Genomic DNA, 17,273 nt, shown 5'->3' on the forward strand with positions numbered 1-17,273 from the left:
AAGTACTCACGGGGCGCGCAGCGCCTAATGTGTTGGCGTGCAGAAAATTGTGATCGTCGGGGCGGGCCTGTCGGGCCTGCGCACCGCGGAGGAACTCCGGCGTGCCGGATACGAGGATGACCTGATTCTTCTCGGAGGTGAACCGCACCTTCCCTACGACCGCCCGCCGCTGTCGAAGGAAGTGATGCGCGGGGAGAAGAGCGACACCACGCTCAAGCCGCGTGAGTTCTTCGACGAGAAGAACATCGAACTGCGGCTGGGGGTCGAGGCCGCCTCGGTGGACACCGAATCCCGCACCCTGAGACTCGCCGACGGCAGCGAACTCGGCTACGACGAACTCGTCATCGCCACCGGTCTCGTGCCGCGGAGGATCCCGGGACTGCCGGACCTCGCGGGCGTCCACGTTCTCCGGTCCATCGACGAGAGCCTGGCGTTGCGCGCGGACCTCGCCGAGGGCAGGCGGGCACTGATCGTCGGGGCGGGGTTCATCGGCTGCGAACTGGCGGCGAGCATGCGAGCCGGCGGGCTCGACGTGGTGCTGGTCGAGCCGCAGCCGACGCCGCTCGCGTCCGTGCTCGGGGAAAAGATCGGGGGGCTCGTCGCCCGGCTGCACACAAACGAGGGAGTCGACCTGCGCGCCGGTGTCGGGCTCACCTCACTGGTGGGCACCGACCGGGTCACCGGGGCCGTCCTCGGTGACGGAAGCGAGGTGGACGTCGACGTCGTGGCGATCGGGGTCGGCTCGGTCCCGGTCACCGCGTGGCTGGACGGCTCGGGTGTCGAGCTGGACAACGGTGTGGTGTGCGACGGCGTCGGACGCACGGCGGTCCCGCACGTGTGGGCGGTCGGCGACGTGGCCGCGTGGCAGCTGCAGGTGGGCGGCCGCAAGCGCGTCGAGCACTGGAGCAACGCCGGGGAGCAGGCGAAGATCCTCGCCGGGGCGCTGACCGGCACCGGCGACGAGAACGCCGCAGCTCAGGTGCCCTATTTCTGGAGCGATCAGTACGACATCAAGATTCAGGCCCTGGGCACGGTGGCGGCCACCGACGAGGTGCACGTGATCAAGGACGACGGCCGCAAGTTCCTCGCCTACTACGAGCGGGACGGCATCCTGGCCGGTGTCGTCGGCGGCGGGATGGCGGGCGGTGTCATGAAGATGCGGGCCAAGATCGCGGCGGGAACTCCGATCGGTGAGGTCCTCGAGGCCGCGTCGGCGTAGGACCCGGGGCGGGGGCGCGATAGATTCTCCGGGTGATTGTTGCGCTCATCGACTCGGGTCTCGGCATGCTGCCGACGGCGGCGTGGCTGCGCAAGTTGCGACCCGAACTGGATCTGATCCTCGCGCTGGATCCGGACGGGGCCCCGTGGGGTCCCAAGCCGGAGCAGTGGGTGATCGACCGTGTTCTCGCGACCGCGCAGCGCAGCGTCGACCGCGGCGCCGAGGTGATCGTGCTGCCGTGCAACACGGCGAGCGTCACCGCGCTCGACCACGTCCGGGAGTTCGTCGGACCGCAGGTTCCGGTCGTCGGGACGGTTCCGGCGATCAAGCCGGCCGCCGCCGCGTTTGAGTCGGTGGCCGTCTGGGCGACGGCGGCGACGACGGCGAGCCGGTATCAGGCCGATCTGATCGAGAAGTTCGGGAACGGCAGTTCGGTGGTGGGGGTGGCGTGCCACGGTCTCGCGGAGGCCATCGACCGGGGTGAGCGGGAGGCGGCGATCGCTGCCATCGCGTCCGCCGTGGAGCGGACGCCCGGCGACGTCGGCGGGGTGGTGCTGGGCTGCACCCACTATCCGTTGATGGCCGACGAGATCGCGGCGCAGCTGCCCGCGGGGGTGCGGTTGTTCGACAGCGCCGAGGCGGTGGCGGCGCAGACGCTGCGCCGCATCGACGCGCTGAACCGGCCGAGCACGGGGGAGGGCACCGTCGAGGTGTTCCTCAGCGGCAGGCCCGGATGGCTGCCCGCGAGCGCGGAGGCGTTCCCCGCCGGTCAGCTGCTGGCCGCGGGAAGATCTCAGCCGAGCTGAACCATCCCGGCCGCCACCACCCGTGCGACGTTGCCGAGTTCCTCGCCGTGCTGTCGCGGCAGGTCGTCGAGGTCGTGCAGGCGGTCGTTGCCCGCGACGGAGAACATCGCGGCCACCCACGCCGTCGCGCACGCCCGGAGCGTCCCGGGTTGCACGGGGTACGGCGAACTGGCCTGCAGCAGTCGCTCGGTGATGTCGCTGAGGTAGTCGCGGAACCGTCTCAGGTGGGCGCGGACGTCCGGGTGGGTCTCGGCCTCGCGCCAGATGATCACCCGCATCACCGATGAGTGGTGATCGCGCAGATTCAGTGCGGCGTCGAGGTTGACGAGGCTGGCGGCGGGGTCGCCCGGAGTCACCAGGGGTCCTACGTCGCCGAAGGGTTCGGTCGGCAGTCGCTCGGACAGCAGTGCCAGGAGGATGTCGGTCTTGGAAGGAAAGTAGTAGAACACCAGTCCTTTCGGGACGTGTGCGGCAGAGGCGATCGATGCGGTGGACGTGGCATCGAATCCGTGTACGGCGATGAGGGATTCGGCGGCGTCGAGGATCAACTCCCGGGCGTCGCCGTCGATCTTCGCGCTGCGCCGTCGCCTGCCTTTCCGCGGTTGGGGGCCACCGGGCTTTCCGAGATGGGGTACTGGCATGGGCCTTTCCCGACGTGAACGGCGGGGCGCAGGCCGTAAGCCTGCGCCCCGCCCGAATCGATGTTCTCGGTGCTGTGATTCACAGATCAGTGATGTGTTGCCAGCCCTCCGTGTCCGTGCATCCGGGAACTCATCATCGGCAACCCCGTGACAGCCACGACGACTGCCAGGACACCGACGACCCATGCGGTCCACGACGCGCCCGTGAATGCGTCGAAGTTCATCACCCACGGGGCGATGAACAGCAGCACTCCGAAGACGGCCATCGCGTACTCGGCCGCAGTCATCTCCGGGCGGGCCATATGGACGAGACCGGAGAGGGCCACGAGTACACCGAGGACGATGAGTGACCACATCGCGGCGTTGTTGGTGTCGAGCCATAACGGCGAGAGTGCCGCGAAGGCTCCGATCACGATCGCCACCACATCTTGCATACGACTCCACGATCTCATGTCCGGCCTCCTCGAAATGGATTGTGTCCACCTCGAGTACACGCCTGATTGACCGCCCGATCAATACTTCACCCGTTGCATTCGGATAACGCGAACCGCAGGTCGGAGCATGTTTCGTGATCTTCGCTCGCGCTGTCGGTGACGTGTGGGACAGTGCCTTCGTGACTTCCACCGCAGACGACGTGAAGCGCGCTCTCGACGAGGTGTCGGACGAGGCCGACGCCGTCGCTCTGGCACGGTTCTTCAAGACCGGACCGGGGGAGTACGGGGAGGGCGACGTCTTCATCGGCGTGCGGGTTCCCCGGACGCGCAGCGTGGTCCGGGCGCACGCCGATCTGGACCTGCCGGAGGTGGAGGTACTGCTCGACAGCCCGGTGCACGAGCACCGATTGGCGGGGCTGCTGGTGCTCGTCGCGCAGTTCGACAGGTCGGGGAAGGCGGGCGACGACGCCCTCGGCGAGAAGATCGCGTCGTTCTACCTCGACCTGGTGATGCGGGGCCGGGTCAACAACTGGGATCTGGTGGACGCGTCCGCCGAGCGGATCCTGGGCGGGTGGCTGTTCGACCGGCCGCGGGACCTGGTGTACAAGTTGGCCGCGGACGACGACCTCTGGCGGCGGCGCGTCGCGCTGCTCACCACGTTCGGCTTCATTCGGCGGGGTGACGCGTCCACGACGCTCGAGGTCGCGGAGTCCGTCCTCGGTGATCGCCGCGACCTCACCCAGAAAGCGACGGGTTGGATGCTGCGGGAGGTCGGCAAGCGGGTCGACCGCGCCCTGCTGACCGGCTTCCTCGACCGGAACGCCGCGGCGATGGGGCGCACGGCCCTGACGTACGCGTGCGAGCATCTCACCGCCGAGGAGCGTGCGGGCTATCGCGCGATGCGCTGACCGGATTCCCGCTACATTCGGTGGCATGACTGCTCCCGCGCCCACCCGCCGTCGCCGACGTGTGGGGCTGATCCTCGGCGCGGTGGTCGCGGTGATCGCCGTCGTAGCGGGCGGGGTGCTGTGGCTGGCCCCGGACCGCTACCTGCCGTGGGACACCGCCGAATTCCCGGCCGTCGACACGACCGCGCTGTCACCGCAGCAGGCGAGAATCGTCGGGCTGCTCGACGCCGAACACGGCACGCAGCGACCGGGGACGTTCTACTCCGAAGGGGTCGAGGAGCCCTGGTGCGCGGACTTCGTCAGCTGGATCATGCGGGAAGCGGGCCTGCCGCTGTCGAATCCGAATTCCGGGCACTGGCGGATTCCGGGTGTCTACACGTTGCAGGAGTACTACCAGTCGCAGTCGCGGTTCCAGGAGGTCGGCGGCGGGTACCGCCCGGCCGTCGGGGACGTGGTGCTCTACGACAACAGCAGTTGGGTCGGCCAGCACACCAACATCGTCGTCGCCGTCGACGGCGACACCGCTACGACGGTCGGCGGCAACGAGTTCGGCCGGATCCGCGTGCACACGGTGGACTGGGCGAGCGACTCCGCCGTCGTCGGCTTCGGCCGGCTTGGGTGAGCGGTCTTCAGAATTCGATCTTGAGGTGGTCGGTGACCGGCCGGGCCTGGCAGCCCAGGATGTAGCCGCTCTCGATGTCTTCGGGGTCGAGGATTTCGCTGTTCTCCATCTCGACCTTGCCCTCGAGCACGGTGCACGCGCACGACCCGCATTCGCCTTCCTGGCAGGAGTAGGGCACGTCGATTCCCTCGGCCAGCATGATGTCGACGAGGGTCTGCTTGCGGGGCCAGCTCAGGTTGTGGATCTCGCCGTCGAGTTCGACCTCCACGGTGGCGGCGTCGGCGGCCTCGTCCTCGGTGACCTCCACGACGTCGGCGTCCCGGAACGGGTCGCCGGCCAGCGAGTTGAACACCTCGGCGTGCACCTGGGTGCGCGGCATCCCGGCGTCGGCGAGGGCCTTGTGGATGGTGTCCATGAACGGCGCCGGACCGCACATGAATGCCTCGTGCCCGAGGTAGGGGGCGACGGCGGAGGCGAGCTGGTCGACGCCGGGCAGTCCCTGGACCGTCTCGAGCCAGTGGATGGACACGAGCCGGGACGGGTACCGGCTCGCGAGTGTGCGCAGTTCCTCCGCGAAGATGACCGACTTCTCGTCGCGGTTCGCGTAGAAGAGGACGACCTTGCCGGACCCCTCGGTGAGGGCGGACTTGAGGATCGAGATCACCGGGGTGATGCCGCTGCCCGCCGCGAACAGCAGGAAGTCGTGGTCCAGTGACTTGGGGGTGAACACACCCGACGGGGGGAGGACCTCAAGGGTGTCGCCGACGGCGACGTTGTCGCAGAGCCAGTTGGACCCATAGCCGTCGGCCGTCCGCTTGACGGTCACCTTGGGGGCGCCGTCGGTGAACGGCGAGCTGGCCAGCGAGTAGCAGCGGGCGACCGAGCCCGTGCGGTCGCTGGGGATGCGCAGGGTGAGGAACTGGCCCGGCTTGTAGGCGAACTTGCCTGCGAGGTCGGCCGGGACGTCGAAGACCAGTGACCGGGAATCGGGGGTTTCCTCGACCACGCCCGACACGGTGAGCACCACCGATCGTGAGCTGTGCGGCACCTCGACAGTCGTCATCGTGTGTGCAGTCCTTCCGTACTTCGCAGCGCCGGAACGCTCGCTTGCCTGTCCCAAGAGTAGAACAGGTTCTAGTTTTTGCCTAGCTGTCCACTCCGTGCGGAGTGGACAGCCTACCGAGTGCCCACCTGTCCGGCTCGGCCCGGCCGCACCTGCCCGATCGGCCGGTTTGTCCGCCGCGGTCGGACGGTTCGGGCCCGCAGGTCTGTAACCGGGGCCCGAACTAGGTCACAGTGGTTTCCAGGTGAGACGCCGATCACATCACATTGCGTCCCCTTCCCCAACGCTTCAGATCCGACATCGACTAATCGAGGAGACGGCCATGGCCATCGAGCTCAACCAGATCTGGGACTTCCCCATCAAGGAATTCCACCCGTTCCCGCGGGCACTGATGGGAGTGGGCGCCCACGACATCATCGGCGTCGAGGCGAAGAATCTCGGATTCAAGAGGACCCTGCTCATGACCACCGGCCTGCGCGGCTCGGGCATCATCGAGGAACTGGTCGGCAAGATCGAGTACCAGGGCGTCGAGGTCGTGCTCTACGACAAGGTCGAGTCCAACCCCAAGGACTACAACGTCATGGAGGCGGCGGCGCTCTACCAGAAGGAGAAGTGCGACTCGATCATCTCCGTCGGCGGCGGTTCGAGTCACGACGCCGCCAAGGGCGCCCGCGTCGTGGTCGCGCACGACGGCCGCAACATCAACGAGTTCGAGGGATTCGCGAAGTCCACCAACAAGGAGAACCCGCCCCACATCGCCGTATCCACCACGGCCGGTACGGGTTCGGAGACCTCGTGGGCGTACGTCATCACCGACACGTCGGACATGAACAACCCGCACAAGTGGGTGGGATTCGACGAGGCGACCATCGTGACCCTCGCGATCGACGACCCGCTGCTCTACTACACCTGCCCCCAGCATTTCACCGCGTACTGCGGATTCGACGTCCTCGCGCACGGCAGTGAGCCGTACGTGTCGCGTCTCGACTTCGCGCCTTCGCTCGGGAACGCCCTGTACTCGGTGGAACTCGTCGCGAAGAACCTGCGGGAGGCCGTGTTCGAGCCGCGCAACCTGAAGGCCCGCGAGGGAATGATGAACGCGCAGTACATCGCCGGGCAGGCCTTCAACTCCGGCGGCCTCGGCATCGTGCACTCCATCTCGCACGCGGTCAGCGCGTTCTTCGACAGCCACCACGGACTGAACAACGCGATCGCCCTGCCCCGCGTCTGGGAGTACAACCTGCCGTCGCGGTACGAGCGCTACGCCCAGCTGGCCGGCGCGCTCGGCGTCGACACCCGCAACCTCACGACGGTGCAGGCTGCGGACGCGGCGGTCGAGGCCGCCATCCGCCTGGCGAAGGACGTCGGCATTCCCGACAACTTCGGTCAGGTGCGCACCGACTCGTACGAGAAGAACCAGATGAACACGAAGAAGTACGAGGGTCGCGGCGACACCATCCGCGGTGACGAGAAGACCGTGCGCGCCATCTCCGAGCACATCCAGGGCGACTGGTGCACACCGGGCAACCCGCGCGAGGTGACGGTCGAGTCGATGATCCCCGTGGTCGATCACGCGATCAACAGCGCGTACTGACCGACCTGCACACTCGCGTCCGGGGCGGGCGCCTCACCCCAGCCCGGCCCCGCCCCGGATGCGTTCCCACCACCACCCTGCTGACGAAGGACGGATGCCCCGATCATGACTGCACCGCACACAGCCCCGGAACCGGAGGACGTCCGCTTCGCCGACAGCGCGGAACTGAAGGAGGCGCTGCGCGAGGTCGACTACATCGCCGACGACGAGTTCGCGGTGGTCGTCCACCTGGCGACCGCGCTCGAACGCCCGCTGCTGCTGGAGGGGCCTGCCGGTGTCGGCAAGACGGAGCTGGCGAAGTCGCTGGCCGAGGCGTCGGGGCGCACGCTCGTCCGGCTGCAGTGCTACGAAGGTCTCGACGACAACCGGGCGCTGTACGAGTGGGACTACGCGAAACAGCTTCTGCACGTGCAGATGCTGCGCGACCGCATCGGGGAGAAGCTGGCCGCGTACGACGACATCGCCGACGCGTCGAAATTCCTGGCAGCCCAGGATTTCGGGCTGTACTCGGAGCACTTCCTGTCGGTGCGCCCCCTGCTCGAGGCGATCCTGTCGCCGGAACCGGTGGTGCTGCTCGTCGACGAGGTGGACCGCACCGAGGAGTCGATGGAGGCGTTGCTCCTCGAGGTTCTCGCCGAGGGGCAGATCACCATTCCCGAAGTGGGGACGTTCACCGCCCGTTCGGCGCCGTGGGTGATCCTGACGTCCAACGACACTCGCGAACTGTCGCCGGCACTCAAGCGTCGCTGCCTGCACTACCACCTCGGCTATCCGACGCCTCAGCGTGAGCGGGACATCGTGACGGCCAGGGCCCCCGAGGTCGAGGACGCCGTCGCGGCGGACGTGGTGGATCTGGCGCGCACGCTGCGGGAGTTGCCGCTCCGCAAGAGTCCGTCCATCGCGGAAGTCATCGACGCGGCCCGTGCGGCGGTGGTCCTGAAGTCGACGGGGGTGGCCGTGAGTGCGCAGATCGCGGTCCGGGACATCCTGCTCACCGCCCTGCTCAAGTACACCAGCGACGTCGAACTGGCCCGCACCCGGCTGGCCGGCGAACAGCCGCTCCCGCCGGACGACGAGGGCACCACTCCGGCGGGGCCGGCGGAACGGGTGACGGTCGCATCGCGGCCGGCCAACACGACCACCGCCGTGTTCCGCGGACGCGGTGGTCGCGACCGCGGCGGCATCGGCGCGGGCCGCCAGGGCAGGCGCTGACGATGCTCCACCCGGCGCCCGATCCCTCCCCGTCCCTTCCCACGCAACTCCTCGACGTGCTCGCGGCGTCGTTCGGAAAGGTGTTGCGCCGCTACGGCGTCGCCGCGTCTCCCGCCGAGGTCATCGAGGTTCGCCGGGTCTTCGGGCTGGTCGGGGGCCGGGACCCCGCCACGCTGCGGGCGTCGCTGCGCGCGGTGTGCGCGAAGTACACGTACGAGCAGCAGGGTTTCGACCGCGCCTTCGACGTGTTCTTCGGGGCGGTCGCCGACGCTGCCCCCGGCGCGCGGCCGCCGTCCCGGGCCGAGTTCGCCGAGGGCCTGCCGTCCGCGCTGGAGGTGGCGGACAACGCGGCGACCGCCCGGTACGCGGAGTACAACGAGCGCGCCGCCGAGGTCGGCGACCACTTCGACACCCCCGAGGCGGAGAAGGGGTTCAACCCCCACAAGGACGACGACGACGTCAGCATGACGTCGAGCGACGCCGACCTGTCCGTCGATTCGGAAGCCGAGTCCGGGCGACGCGGTGTCACGTACACCGTCGAGGTCGAGCGGGCGGCGAGCACAGCCGTCGGTGATCTGGCGTCGTCGACGAGCGGAGCCGTCGTCGGATCGCTGTCCTGGGACGATCCGGAGTCGATCCTCGCGTGGCTCGACGCCTACGACCCGAGCAAGGTCTACGCCGATTCCGGCGGGGCCGAGCCCCTCACTGCGGCCCAGCTGAACCGGCTCGCGGAGGCGGTGGAGGCGTTCGTCGGCGCGCTGGCGGACGCCCGCGACCTCTCGTCGGGACCGCTACCTGCAGCGACCGCGAGCGGTCCGGTGGCGGCGACGTCTCGCGCCGAGGTGAATCAGGCGTGCTACGAGGTGCTTCGGCGGATGCGCGGGCCTTCGCGTCCCCGTCCGCGCGAACTGGCCCGAGGCCGCCTCGACATGCGCCGCACCGTGCGCGCGAGCCTGCGGACCGAGGGCGTCCCGTTCCACCTCATGGTGAAGGCGCCGCGCCCGGACCGGGTGCGGGTGCTGATTCTCGCGGACGTGTCGCTGTCGGTGCGCCCCGTCACCGCATTCACGCTCCGGCTGGCGCAGGCCATGCACCGCCGGGCGAGCCGCTGTCAGGTGCTGGCGTTCGTCGACCGGCCCGTCGACGTCACGGACACCCTCCTCGCCGGCACCGACGACGACGCGCTCGCCTCGGTGCTCGCCGACCCCCGCATCGATCTGGAGGCGAGCAGCGACTACGGCCGGGTGTTCACCGACGTTCTGACCGAGTTCGGCACCGACGTGAACACCCGCACGTCGGTGATCGTCGTCGGCGACGGGCGGTGCAACGGCCTCCCGCCGGGCGTCGACGAGTTCGCCGAACTGCGACGCAAGGTGCACCGGCTGGCCTGGATCACGCCGGAACCCGAGCGGTACTGGAACCAGGCGTCGTGCGCGATGCCGGAGTACGCGGAGATCTGTGACCGCGTCGTCGTCGCACGCGATCCCGCCCAGCTGATGTCCCGCGCCGCCGAGCTGGGGCACGCGCTGCGGTGAGTACCTACCCGATCGGGTAGGTACCGTGCCTGTCCTTCGGTGGGTGTGAAGCCCTCTCCCGGGCCGTAGGGTCGAGGCCAAGGTTCTGTAATCTGGATCACATGAGCGCAGGTGTCGGGAGGAGTGTCGACTTGTCCGTGTCCTATCCGTCCACCCGCACCACCGCCCCCGGCAGGCTGGTGAAGTTCCACGCACCCGAGATCGTGTTCGGTATCGGGTCGATGGTCGAGGCCGCACATGCGGTCCTCCGCCTCGGCGGGGCACGGCCGATGCTCGTCACCGATCCGGGGCTGATCGAAGCGGGCTGGGCGTCGGAACTCGAGGATCAGCTCCGCGAACAGGGCCTCACCCCCGTCGTGTGGAGTGCGTTGACGCCCAACCCCAAGGACCACGAGATCGCGGCCGGACACGACGCGTACCGCGAGGGCGAATGCGACGTTCTCGTCGCGCTGGGCGGCGGCTCGGTCATCGACGCGACGAAGGGCGTCGCGGTGCTCGCCGCAAACGGGGGCAACATCCTCGACTACGAGGGCGTTGACCAGGCGACCAGTCCGATCCCGCCGCTGGTGATGGTGCCGTCGACGTCGGGCACCGGCGCCGACGTGTCGCAGTTCTGCATCGTCACCGACACGAGGCGGGGCACCAAGATCACGATCATCGGCCGCGCGCTCGTGCCGGACGTCACGGTGATCGACCCCCGGCTGCTCACGACCATGCCGGAATGGCTCAACGCCGCGACCGGACTCGACGCCCTCACCCACGGCATCGAAGCGTTCGTGTCGCTGGCCCACAATCCGCTCACCGACCACCACGCGCTCCGCGCAGTCGGGCTGGTCACCGACACCCTCGTCCGCACCATCGAGGAGCCGATGGAGATGGAGTCGCGGGCCGTCATGGCGCAGGCGAGCCTCGAGGCCGGCCTCGCGTTCACCAACGCCATCCTCGGTGCCGCGCACGCGATGAGCCATCAGGTCGGGGGACTGCTCGACCTGCCGCACGGAGTCATCAACGGCATCCTTCTCCCACACGTGATCCGGTTCAACGCCACCGACGACGCCACACCGTTCGTCGCCATCGCCGCCGCCCTCGGTCTCGAGGAGCGCCGCGGAACACCCGAGGAGGCCGCCCTGGCCGTGGCCGACCGGGTGGAACGTCTCGCCAGAGAGGTCGGGGTTCCGAAAGGTTTGGGACAGCTGGGGGTTCGCGAGACCGACCTGTCACGTCTGGCCGAGTTCGCGCTCCGCGACGCGTGCATGTCCACCAACCCGCGCACGGCGACGCACGAACAGATGGTGGCGCTGTTCCGGACGGCGCTGTGAGCGCATGAACGCCCCGGACCTGTCGACGCTCACCGGACTGCGGTCCGGCAAACCCACGTTCTACCCCCAATACCGGGGTGCCGCGGAACGTCTCGAACGTGTCGTCCACGCACTGGAACTCATCTCGCGTGCCCTCGTCCGCACGGTGGAGGGCCCCGAGACGCTCATCTGCGCGGTCGCCGAGGCGGCCCGGGCGCACCTGGACGCGCAATGGGTCGCGTTCGCCCTCGCCGACGGCATGCTGCCCGACGCGGGCCCGCGCCGGCTGGTGCTGGGACCGGACGCGACGCCGTTTCTCGTCGACAACGTCGAGGGCCCACCGCTGCCGGACGAGGTGGTGACCTGCCTGGCCGACATCCGGTCCGCGCGCACCGGGGGCGCTCCCGTCATCGACACGCACCACGCGTTCGTGCCGATCGTCCTCGAGGGTGGCGTCGTGGGAGCGTTCGCGGCCTGGACGGCCGAGCACCGCACACTCGACACCACCGACGGCGCGGTCCTCAGCATCCTGGCGAGTCAGACCGCCGTGGCACTGCAGAATTCGGCGCTGTACCAACGCGGCCAGTTGCTGCTCGAACGGGCCGAGCACGCGTACTCGGAGGCCCGCCGAACCGCGTCCGACCTCGCGGTGCGCAATGCCGAACTCGAAGCCACTCAGCGGCAACTCGGGGCGGCCCACCGGCACCAGGTGCTCGACGAGGAACGGCACCGGATCGCCCGCGAACTCCACGACAGCGTCACCCAGGCCGTGCTGTCGGCGGGCATGCAGATCGAGGTGTGCCGAAGTGGTGTTCCGGACGAGGAACGCAGCGAGAGGCTCGATCTCGCAAAGGAATTGACGCGCCGCGCTGTGGAGCAGTTGCGTTCGGCCATCTACGCGCTCAACCACTCCGGCGGTTCCGACCGGACGTCGCTGCCGGAGATGCTCGAACAACTCGGGGTGGTGCACATGCCCGACGAACTCGCGGTCACCGTCCGCGTCGGCGGCACCCCCGCCGAGCTGTCCGGCGAACGGGAACACGCGCTGCTGAGGATCGCCGGCGAGGCGCTGTTCAACGCGGCCGTCCACGCCAACGCGACGCGCGCCGTCCTGCGGCTCACGTACTCGGCCGATTCGGTGCTGCTGTCCGTGGCCGACGACGGTAACGGAGATCCGAAGCGGATGCGCCTGATGCTGCGGATGGCGGCGAACAACGACCTCGACGGGCGCCACCGCGGGTTGGCGAACATGCAGGCCCGGGCAGTGGAGTTGGGCGGCACACTCGACGTGGCGCGGGCCAGGATCGGCGGAGTCCGGGTGGCTGCCCGCATTCCGTTACATTCCGACAGTGAGGTGGACCGATGACCCTACGAACCTCGGTGCGTGACGAGACCGGGTCCGCCCGCCCCACGTCGGTGGTGAAGCTCGTGCTCGTCGACGACCACGCGATACTCCGGCAGGGTCTGCGCTCCGTCCTCGAGCGGGAACCGGATCTCGAGGTGGTCGGCGAGGCCTCGTCCAGTCAGGAGGCGCTGGCCGTCGTCCGTGACGTCGCGCCGGACGTCGTGCTGATGGACCTGAAACTGTCGGCGGCCTCCGATTACGAGGGGCTGGCACTGTGCGCGCAGCTGTCCGCCGCGGACGGCACGATGGGGTTGCTCGTGCTCACCACGTTCCTCGACGAACAACTCGTCGTCCGCGCCATTCACGCCGGCGCCCGCGGATACGTGGTCAAGGACGTCGACACCACCGAACTGGTGCGCGCCATCCGTGCCGTGTCCCGCGGCGAGAGCGCCTTCGACTCCCGCAGCGCCTCCGCGGTGATCCGCTCGCTCAACGGTCAGACGACCCCACGCGAAGGGCTCACCGAGCGCGAACTCGAGGTCCTGCAACTCCTCGCCAAGGGGTTGTCGAACGCCAAAATCGGAGAGCGGCTGTTCATCTCGGCCACGACGGTGAAATTCCACGTCAGCAACATCATGCGCAAACTCGACGTCGGCCGGCGCGCCGAGGCCGTCTACGAGGCGGGCAAGCTCGGCCTGATCTGATCCGGCCGCACCGCGGCTCCGACCGCGGAAACCCGTCGTGACCACCCGCGAACCGGCGTAGCGTCCCCACCATGGCTGCGATCTCGGTGGAGAATCTCGTCAAGACGTTCGGGCCGACCCGCGCACTCGACGGCCTCGACCTCGAGGTGGGAACGGGGCAGGTGCACGGATTCCTCGGACCCAACGGGTCCGGCAAGTCGACGACCATCCGGGTACTGCTCGGGCTGCTGCGCGCGGACTCGGGCACCGCCACCCTCCTGGGCGGCGACCCGTGGCACGACTCGGTGTCGCTGCACCGGCGGCTCGCCTACGTACCCGGTGACGTGAACCTGTGGCCCAACCTCACCGGCGGCGAGGCCATCGACCTCCTCGCGGGGTTGCGCGGCGGGCTGGACGAGCCCCGGCGCGCGGAACTGCTCGAGCGGTTCGAACTCGATCCGACGAAGAAGGCGCGCACGTACTCGAAGGGCAACCGGCAGAAGGTCGCGCTGGTGGCTGCGTTCGCGTCGGACGTCGAACTGTACGTGCTCGACGAACCCACATCCGGGCTGGATCCGCTGATGGAGTCCGTGTTCCAGGACTGCGTCGAGGAGATGTCGGACGCGGGGAAGACCGTCCTGCTGTCGAGTCACATCCTCGCCGAGGTCGAGGCGCTGTGCGACCGGGTGAGCATCATCCGCGAGGGCCGCACCGTGGAGACCGGCACGCTCGCGGAACTGCGGCACCTCACGCGCACGTCGATCACCGTCGAGACACAGCAGCCGGTGACCGGGCTGGACGCCGTCGAGGGCGTGCACGACGTGCGGGTCGACGGCCTGCACACCCGATGCGAGGTGGACACCAGTGCGATCGAGGGCGTGCTGCGCCACCTTCTGTCGTTCGGGGTTGCGTCGCTCACGTCGACGCCCCCGACACTGGAAGAGCTGTTCCTGCGCCACTACGGCGACGAACTGGCCCGGGAGGGCGAGAACCACCGGCGGGCCGAATCCGGGACGCAGGCACGATGAGCACGGTGACGGCGCGGGAGACCACCGGCCGCGGCCGCTACGCGGGCACCCCTCGGCTCGTGCGCCTGGCCCTGCGCCGCGACCGCATCCAGCTGCCGGTGTGGCTGCTCGCTCTCGCTGCGTTGCAGGCGTTCTCGGCGTCGAGTGTGCTCGGCCTGTATCCCACGGAGCCCGACCTGCGCAGCTTCGCGATGGCCACTGCGGCGTCGCCGGTCGCGCTCGCCACGAACGGTCTCGTGTCGGGGTACAGCGCCGGTGCCGTGCTCGCCTGTCAGATCGTCATGCCGATGTCGCTGGCGGCGTGCCTGATGACCACCCTGCTGGTGGTGCGGCACACCCGTCAGAACGAGGAGACCGGCCGCGCCGAACTCGTCGAGGCCGCCGTGGTCGGCCGGAAGGCGCTGCTCACCGCCGCGCTGGTGGTCGCGGTCGGCGCCAACCTGGTCCTGGCGTTGCTCAACGTCGCCCTGCTGGTGGCAGCGGGTTTGCCACTCGACGGGTCGGTGGCGCTCGGTGCGGCGGTCGCGGGTGCCGGCATCGCGTTCGCGGCGATCGCCGCGGTGACCGCGCAGGTGACGGACAGCGCCCGCACCGCCAACGGACTCGCCGGGGCCGCTCTGGGCGTGGCATTCCTATTGCGCGCGGTGGGTGACATGACGGGGACGGTGACAGACGGCGGCACCCGGGTGGTGAGTGGCTGGCCGACGTGGCTGTCGCCGATCGGCTGGGCCGAGCAGGTTCGTCCCTTCGACGACAACGCCTGGTGGGTGCTGGCATTGCCCCTCGTGTTCGCGCTCGCGGTCGGCGCCGTCGGCTTCGCCCTCACCGAGCACCGGGACGTCGGCTCGGGGCTCGTGCCGACCCGCCCGGGTCCCGCCCGCGCGTCCCGCTCACTGCCGACGGCGGTCGGATCGGCGTGGCGGATGCAACGGATGATCCTGTTCTGGTGGGCTTTCGGGATCGCCGTCCTCGCCCTGGTGTATGGCGCGATCGCAGACCAGATCGACGACTTCCTCGGCGAGGGCGAGCAGGTCGCCGACATGATGGAACAACTCGGTGGCGGCACCACCGACATGGTCGACGCCTACTTCGCCGCCATCTTCGGCATGATGGCGATCGCGGTGGCCGGCTACGCGGTGCAAGCACTGCTCCGAATGCGCGGTGAGGAGGCGGCGGGGCGACTCGAACCCGTTCTCGCGACGGCGGTCTCGCGTCCGCGGTGGATGCTGGCACACGTCGGCCTCGTCACGGTGGGCATCGTCGTCCTGCAGGCGCTGACCGGGGCGGCGACCGGCCTCGCGTACGGTATCGTGACCGAGGACGTGCCGGGAAAGGTCGTGAGCCTCACGGGGGCCGCCCTCGTCTTCGTGCCGGCGATCGGTGTGGTCGCGGCGTTGGCGGTGCTGGCGTTCGGCGGCTTCCCGGCCTGGTCGGCCGGATTGTCCTGGGGCGTGCTCGCGCTCTGCCTGATCTTCGGATTCCTCGGATCGCTGCTCGGGTTGCCGCAGACGGTCCGCGACCTGTCGCCGTTCACACACGTCCCCGCCCTTCCCGCCGTGGAAGTCACCGCCGCCCCGCTGATCTGGCTCGCGGCGATCGCTGTCGCCGCCGGCGCTGCCGGAGTGGCGCTGTTCCGGCGGCGGGATCTCACGAATTCCTAGCGACCGGGTGTTGGGGATCTGCGATCCGGCGCCACGGCAAGGTGTACGTCGTGATGCTCCGTTTGCCTACCCTTCCGAGCCAAGATCACAGCGCTCCACCGCTATTGGTTCGACACCGGCATCCCACTCGTCATCGAACTCGGGCACCACTGAGAGCGCATCTGAAAACTCGGGGTGATCGGCGTGTGACTGGTGAGGAATGGGTGAACTCCTGGTAGGTCAGTAGGTGCTTACGCCACGACCCGACCAGGAGTTCACTTGCCATCATCGCTCATCGCACTGTGTCCGTCATGCCCTACCCCGGATCCGGGGATCGGGCATCGGTGCGCGGTCTACTCGTCATCCTCGGTGACCGACGCTCAATGGGCGATTCTTGAACCACTGCTGCCTCCACCCGGCAACACCACGGGCAGTGGTGGTCGTCCCGAAAAGCACTGCCGCCGTCTGGTACTTGATGCGATCTTCTATGTCGTTCGAGGTGGGATCGCCTGGCGGCAGTTGCCGACGGAGTTCCCGCCCGCGACCACGGTGTACGCGATCTTCGTCCGCTGGGTCCGGGCAGGAGTGTGGCAGCGGATTCACGACGCGCTACGCGATCGGGTGCGGGTCCAGGGCGGCCGCCACCCGCTGCCGTCCGCGGCGATCGTCGACTCCCAATCGGTGCAGGGTTCCGACACCGTGCCCGGGTCGAGTCGTGGATACGATGCGGGCAAGAAAACGAACGGGCGCAAACGGCACATCGCTGTGGATTCGAGCGGGCTGTTGTTGGCGGTCGTGGTGACGATGGCCGGGATCCAGGACCGGGACGGCGCGGTCCGGCTGCTGGCTGCGATGCGCGCCCAGTGCTCGGCGATTTCTTTGGTCTGGGCCGACGGCGGCTATGCGGGCAGGCTAATCGATTGGGCGAAACATGTTCTGTCCCTCACGGTTCAGGTTGTCAAACGCACCGACGATGTCAAAGGATTCAAGGTTCTGCCCCGGCGGTGGGTGGTCGAGCGGACCTTCGCCTGGATCTGCAAACATCGCCGCTGCGTCCGCGACTACGAGACCAGACTCGACCACCACGAAGCCGTCGTCTACATCGCCATGATCGCGACCATGTCACGCCGACTCGCCCGCACTGCGTGACACGAACCAGAGTTTTCAGACGCGCTCTGACAGCGCGACGTCGACGCGCGCTGATTGTGCGGGGCGTGTTCGACTGCTAGAGTCGAACAAAGTTTC

General features: G+C 68.8%; 17 protein-coding genes. 13 read left to right on the plus strand and 4 right to left on the minus strand.

Features of this window, described 5'->3' with window-relative positions:
- Positions 1-37 precede the first annotated feature (37 nt).
- Together I1A62_RS40565 and I1A62_RS40570 are read left to right on the plus strand one after the other, a co-directional pair.
- Positions 38-1,219 carry an NAD(P)/FAD-dependent oxidoreductase gene (locus tag I1A62_RS40565; RefSeq protein ID WP_225858115.1) on the plus strand — a complete coding sequence of 394 codons (1,182 nt, stop codon included), beginning with the start codon at positions 38-40 and terminating at the stop codon, positions 1,217-1,219.
- 32 nt (positions 1,220-1,251) lie between these two features.
- A complete protein-coding gene (locus I1A62_RS40570; RefSeq protein WP_124392274.1) occupies positions 1,252-2,025 on the plus strand; it encodes a glutamate racemase in 774 nt (257 codons plus the stop codon).
- On the opposite strand, the gene I1A62_RS40575 is transcribed toward I1A62_RS40570, so the two are convergent.
- Together I1A62_RS40575 and I1A62_RS40580 are read right to left on the minus strand one after the other, a co-directional pair.
- Positions 2,013-2,666 (minus strand): TetR/AcrR family transcriptional regulator, encoded by a 654-nt coding sequence (locus tag I1A62_RS40575; protein ID WP_124392275.1) that lies wholly within the window; start codon positions 2,664-2,666, stop codon positions 2,013-2,015. The genes I1A62_RS40570 and I1A62_RS40575 overlap by 13 nt on opposite strands.
- A gap of 86 nt (positions 2,667-2,752) precedes the next feature.
- Positions 2,753-3,118: an SPW repeat protein gene (locus I1A62_RS40580; protein WP_192581860.1), complete on the minus strand. Its 366-nt coding sequence runs from the start codon at positions 3,116-3,118 to the stop codon at positions 2,753-2,755.
- A gap of 116 nt (positions 3,119-3,234) precedes the next feature.
- On the opposite strand from I1A62_RS40580, the gene I1A62_RS40585 reads away from it, so the two are divergent.
- Together I1A62_RS40585 and I1A62_RS40590 are read left to right on the plus strand one after the other, a co-directional pair.
- Entirely contained in the window at positions 3,235-4,008 is a 774-nt protein-coding gene (locus tag I1A62_RS40585) for a DNA alkylation repair protein (RefSeq protein ID WP_124392276.1), read from the plus strand.
- 25 nt (positions 4,009-4,033) lie between these two features.
- Complete coding sequence (locus tag I1A62_RS40590) at positions 4,034-4,630, plus strand: CHAP domain-containing protein (protein ID WP_219457873.1); 597 nt, start codon at positions 4,034-4,036, stop codon at positions 4,628-4,630.
- A 7-nt stretch (positions 4,631-4,637) separates the two neighbouring features.
- Here the strand turns inward: I1A62_RS40590 and I1A62_RS40595 are convergent, their stop codons facing one another.
- Positions 4,638-5,693, minus strand: a complete 1,056-nt coding sequence (locus I1A62_RS40595; RefSeq protein ID WP_124392278.1) for a ferredoxin--NADP reductase — start codon at positions 5,691-5,693, stop codon at positions 4,638-4,640.
- A 322-nt stretch (positions 5,694-6,015) separates the two neighbouring features.
- On the opposite strand from I1A62_RS40595, the gene mdo reads away from it, so the two are divergent.
- A complete protein-coding gene (mdo, locus tag I1A62_RS40600) occupies positions 6,016-7,287 on the plus strand; it encodes an NDMA-dependent methanol dehydrogenase (RefSeq protein ID WP_072948386.1) in 1,272 nt (423 codons plus the stop codon).
- On the opposite strand, the gene I1A62_RS46710 is transcribed toward mdo, so the two are convergent.
- Positions 7,263-7,394: a hypothetical protein gene (locus I1A62_RS46710; protein ID WP_257890666.1), complete on the minus strand. Its 132-nt coding sequence runs from the start codon at positions 7,392-7,394 to the stop codon at positions 7,263-7,265. The two genes, mdo and I1A62_RS46710, sit on opposite strands and share 25 nt — an antisense overlap.
- Here I1A62_RS46710 and I1A62_RS40605 point away from each other — a divergent pair.
- From I1A62_RS40605 to I1A62_RS40640, 8 genes are all read left to right on the plus strand, one after another.
- Positions 7,393-8,499, plus strand: coding sequence for a MoxR family ATPase (locus tag I1A62_RS40605; RefSeq protein WP_219457875.1), 1,107 nt, complete (start codon positions 7,393-7,395; stop codon positions 8,497-8,499). The genes I1A62_RS46710 and I1A62_RS40605 overlap by 2 nt on opposite strands.
- Before the next feature lie 2 nt (positions 8,500-8,501).
- On the plus strand, positions 8,502-10,034 hold the full coding sequence (locus I1A62_RS40610; RefSeq protein WP_219457877.1) for a VWA domain-containing protein: 1,533 nt from the start codon (positions 8,502-8,504) through the stop codon (positions 10,032-10,034).
- Positions 10,035-10,165: 131 nt separating this feature from the next.
- Positions 10,166-11,353: an iron-containing alcohol dehydrogenase gene (locus tag I1A62_RS40615; RefSeq protein WP_307720175.1), complete on the plus strand. Its 1,188-nt coding sequence runs from the start codon at positions 10,166-10,168 to the stop codon at positions 11,351-11,353.
- Positions 11,354-11,357: 4 nt separating this feature from the next.
- Positions 11,358-12,698: a GAF domain-containing sensor histidine kinase gene (locus tag I1A62_RS40620; protein ID WP_124392282.1), complete on the plus strand. Its 1,341-nt coding sequence runs from the start codon at positions 11,358-11,360 to the stop codon at positions 12,696-12,698.
- Positions 12,695-13,381 carry a response regulator transcription factor gene (locus I1A62_RS40625; protein WP_124392283.1) on the plus strand — a complete coding sequence of 229 codons (687 nt, stop codon included), beginning with the start codon at positions 12,695-12,697 and terminating at the stop codon, positions 13,379-13,381. The genes I1A62_RS40620 and I1A62_RS40625 overlap by 4 nt, the downstream gene beginning before the upstream one ends.
- A 71-nt stretch (positions 13,382-13,452) precedes the next feature.
- On the plus strand, positions 13,453-14,388 hold the full coding sequence (locus I1A62_RS40630; protein ID WP_219457879.1) for an ABC transporter ATP-binding protein: 936 nt from the start codon (positions 13,453-13,455) through the stop codon (positions 14,386-14,388).
- The gene (locus tag I1A62_RS40635; RefSeq protein WP_219457880.1) at positions 14,385-16,049 is read left to right on the plus strand and encodes an ABC transporter permease; all 1,665 of its coding nucleotides are present in this window, start codon (positions 14,385-14,387) and stop codon (positions 16,047-16,049) included. The genes I1A62_RS40630 and I1A62_RS40635 overlap by 4 nt, the downstream gene beginning before the upstream one ends.
- Positions 16,050-16,361: 312 nt before the next feature.
- A complete protein-coding gene (locus I1A62_RS40640) occupies positions 16,362-17,177 on the plus strand; it encodes an IS5 family transposase (protein WP_219461289.1) in 816 nt (271 codons plus the stop codon).
- Positions 17,178-17,273 lie beyond the last annotated feature (96 nt).

Source organism: Rhodococcus sp. USK10 (genome assembly GCF_019378875.1).
Taxonomy (GTDB): Bacteria; Actinomycetota; Actinomycetes; order Mycobacteriales; family Mycobacteriaceae; genus Rhodococcus_F; species Rhodococcus_F pseudokoreensis.

Coding starts and splice junctions, on each gene's coding strand:
- I1A62_RS40610 (WP_219457877.1), top strand. CDS start 8,502: ATGCTCCACCCGGCGCCCGATCCCTCCCCGTCCCTTCCCACGCAACTC.
- I1A62_RS40580 (WP_192581860.1), bottom strand. CDS start 3,118: ATGAGATCGTGGAGTCGTATGCAAGATGTGGTGGCGATCGTGATCGGA.
- I1A62_RS40605 (WP_219457875.1), top strand. CDS start 7,393: ATGACTGCACCGCACACAGCCCCGGAACCGGAGGACGTCCGCTTCGCC.
- I1A62_RS40575 (WP_124392275.1), bottom strand. CDS start 2,666: ATGCCAGTACCCCATCTCGGAAAGCCCGGTGGCCCCCAACCGCGGAAA.
- mdo (WP_072948386.1), top strand. CDS start 6,016: ATGGCCATCGAGCTCAACCAGATCTGGGACTTCCCCATCAAGGAATTC.
- I1A62_RS40630 (WP_219457879.1), top strand. CDS start 13,453: ATGGCTGCGATCTCGGTGGAGAATCTCGTCAAGACGTTCGGGCCGACC.
- I1A62_RS40635 (WP_219457880.1), top strand. CDS start 14,385: ATGAGCACGGTGACGGCGCGGGAGACCACCGGCCGCGGCCGCTACGCG.
- I1A62_RS40595 (WP_124392278.1), bottom strand. CDS start 5,693: ATGACGACTGTCGAGGTGCCGCACAGCTCACGATCGGTGGTGCTCACC.
- I1A62_RS40620 (WP_124392282.1), top strand. CDS start 11,358: ATGAACGCCCCGGACCTGTCGACGCTCACCGGACTGCGGTCCGGCAAA.
- I1A62_RS40590 (WP_219457873.1), top strand. CDS start 4,034: ATGACTGCTCCCGCGCCCACCCGCCGTCGCCGACGTGTGGGGCTGATC.
- I1A62_RS46710 (WP_257890666.1), bottom strand. CDS start 7,394: ATGATCGGGGCATCCGTCCTTCGTCAGCAGGGTGGTGGTGGGAACGCA.
- I1A62_RS40625 (WP_124392283.1), top strand. CDS start 12,695: ATGACCCTACGAACCTCGGTGCGTGACGAGACCGGGTCCGCCCGCCCC.